A 2,501-nucleotide genomic window follows, 5' to 3' on the forward strand; every position below is an offset into this window, starting at 1 on the left:
CGGGAACGTTCACGGAGACCGTCCCCATGCTGCAGGCCGACGGGCACATGGTGTCGACCGAGGTGCAGCGCGAGTGCAGCGTCGACATCGCGCTGCGCTGGGGCACCGGGTACGACACGCGCGTCCGGTCTTTCGTCAACATCATCTCGACGCCCAAGGGCGGCACGCACCAGCAGGGCTTCGAGCAGGAGCTGCTCAAGCAGATGCGCGACCAGGTCGCCGCGAACGCGCGCCGCCTCAAGGTCGGTAACGACAAGCTCGAGAAGGACGATGTGCTGGCGGGACTGAGCGCCGTGCTCACCGTCACGCTGCCCGAGCCGCAGTTCGAGGGTCAGACGAAGGAGGTGCTCGGCACTCCCGCCGTCCGGGCCATCGTGGCCAAGGTCGTGCGCGACGAGCTCAAGGCGCGCTTCGCCTCGCCCAAGCGCGACGACAAGAACCAGACGTCGATGCTGCTCGACAAGGTCGTCGCCGAGATGAAGGCGCGCGTGTCCGCCCGCACGCACAAGGAGACGCAGCGCCGCAAGAACGCGCTCGAGAGCTCCTCCCTGCCGACCAAGCTCGTCGACTGCCGCACGCAGGACGTGGCCCAGTCCGAGCTGTTCATCGTGGAGGGCGATTCGGCGCTCGGCACCGCGAAGCTCGCCCGCAACAGCGAGTACCAGGCGCTGCTTCCGATCCGCGGCAAGATCCTCAACGTGCAGAAGGCGTCCATCGGCGACATGCTCTCGAACGCCGAGTGCGCGTCGATCATCCAGGTCGTGGGCGCCGGCTCGGGACGGACGTTCGATCTCGAAGCCGCCCGCTACGGCAAGGTCATCATGATGAGCGACGCGGATGTCGACGGCGCTCACATCCGCACGCTCCTGCTCACGCTGTTCTACCGGTACATGCGCCCGCTCGTGGAGGCCGGACGGGTGTTCTCGGCGGTGCCGCCGCTGCACCGCATCATCGTGATCAACCCGGGCTCGAAGCCGAACGAGACGATCTACACCTACAGCGAGGCCGAGCTGCACCGCCTGCTCGACAAGCTGCGCAAGTCGGGCAAGCGCTGGCAGGAGCCGATCCAGCGCTACAAGGGACTGGGTGAGATGGACGCGGATCAGCTCGCGGAGACCACGATGATGCGCGACGGGCGGCTGCTGCGTCGCGTGCGACTCGAGGACGCCGAGGCGGCGGGGCGGACGTTCGAGATCCTGATGGGCAACGAGGTCGGCCCGCGGCGCGACTTCATCGTCGAGTCGGCCGATCGCCTCAGCCGCGAGGCCATCGACGCCTGACCGGATCCGTCGGTCAGGCGAGCAGTGCGACGACGCCGGACCAGAGCACGGAGAGCCCGCCGAGCAGTGAGATCAGCAGGATGATCGCACGCGCCGTGCGCTCCGGCAGGCGCCCGGCCAACCGGTCGCCGAGGAAGACGCCGACGACGAGCGGCGCGCTGACGACCAGCAACGCCCACCACGGCCACGGCAGCGCGCCGGCCGGATCGAGGAGCGTCTTGCTGATCACGGTCGTGACGCTGAGCACGAAGAAGAACGGCTGCAGCGCCGCCGCATAGGCGCGCTGCGACCAGTCTCCGACCGCGCCGTACAGACCGAGGACGGGCGCACCCACGCCCACGGATCCGTTGAGGACGCCGGCGACGGCGCCCGTCACGGCGACGGGCAGGTCGCCCTCGAGGGGCCGCTCGCTGCGACGCATCCAGACCGACAGCGCGACACCCGCCAGGATGAGCACGCCCACGACGGTCTTCAGCACCGCGTCGTCGGCCGAGGTGGCGATGAGGATCCCCGGCACGACACCGGCGAGCGCCGGAAGCAGCAGCCACATCAGCCGTCGCCACTCGACGAGTCGCCACACCTGGGCCAGCACGATGATCGACGTGAGCGCGCCGAGCACGTTCACGGCCGTGACCGCCGGAAGCGGACCGAGCACCAGGACCAGCACGGGCACCGTCACCAGGCCGAACCCCATCCCGAGCGCGCGCTGGCCCACGGCCCCCACGAGGGAGGCGGCGCAGATCGCGACGAACCCGAGCAGCTCCATGGCGATGGGATCAGCGCAGCGTGCGGCCGATGGAGCCGACGACGGCCTCGAGCGGCTGACCGGATGCGTCGCGGCGCGCCAGCGACTCTGGGAGCTTGCGCACGGCCCCGGTCGGATCGACAGCGCGCGCCGGATCCGGGCCCACCCACGCGATCGTGAGCCGGTCCTCGCCCTTCAGCAGCGCGTGCGCGCGGACGCCGCCGGTCGCGCGGCCCTTGGCCGGGAACTCGGAGAAGTCCGAGATCTTCGCCCGGCCGGTGTCGGTGCCCGGGATGGCGGCGGTCGAGCCCGACACCGTCACGACGACGTTCTCATCGCCCGTCGCGGCGCCGAAGAAGATGGCCTCGGCCTTCGCCCCGAGCTTGACCCCCGCCATGCCGCCCGCGGGCGCGCCCTGCGGCCGCACGGCCGAGGCTGCGAAGCGCAGCAGCTGCGCGTCGGATGTCACGAACACC

Annotated in this window: 3 protein-coding genes; 1 reads left to right on the forward strand and 2 read right to left on the reverse strand. The window is 70.5% G+C overall.

All coding sequences use genetic code 11. From position 1 onward, the window contains the following. On the forward strand, window positions 1–1,280 hold a 1,280-nt coding region (locus RIF89_RS13870), incomplete at its 5' end, for a toprim domain-containing protein (RefSeq protein WP_309069671.1). A gap of 13 nt (window positions 1,281–1,293) precedes the next feature. Here RIF89_RS13870 and RIF89_RS13875 read toward each other — a convergent pair. Then, on the reverse strand, window positions 1,294–2,046 hold the full coding sequence (locus RIF89_RS13875) for a sulfite exporter TauE/SafE family protein (RefSeq protein WP_309069672.1): 753 nt from the start codon (window positions 2,044–2,046) through the stop codon (window positions 1,294–1,296). 10 nt (window positions 2,047–2,056) lie between these two features. Continuing rightward, on the reverse strand, window positions 2,057–2,501 hold a 445-nt coding region (locus tag RIF89_RS13880; protein ID WP_309069673.1), incomplete at its 5' end, for a DNA gyrase C-terminal beta-propeller domain-containing protein.

This window comes from Microbacterium sp., assembly GCF_031178525.1.
Lineage (GTDB): Bacteria > Actinomycetota > Actinomycetes > Actinomycetales > Microbacteriaceae > Microbacterium.

Excerpts from the sequence above, each read along its gene's own strand:
- RIF89_RS13875 (WP_309069672.1), bottom strand. The coding sequence starts at position 2,046 with ATGGAGCTGCTCGGGTTCGTCGCGATCTGCGCCGCCTCCCTCGTGGGG.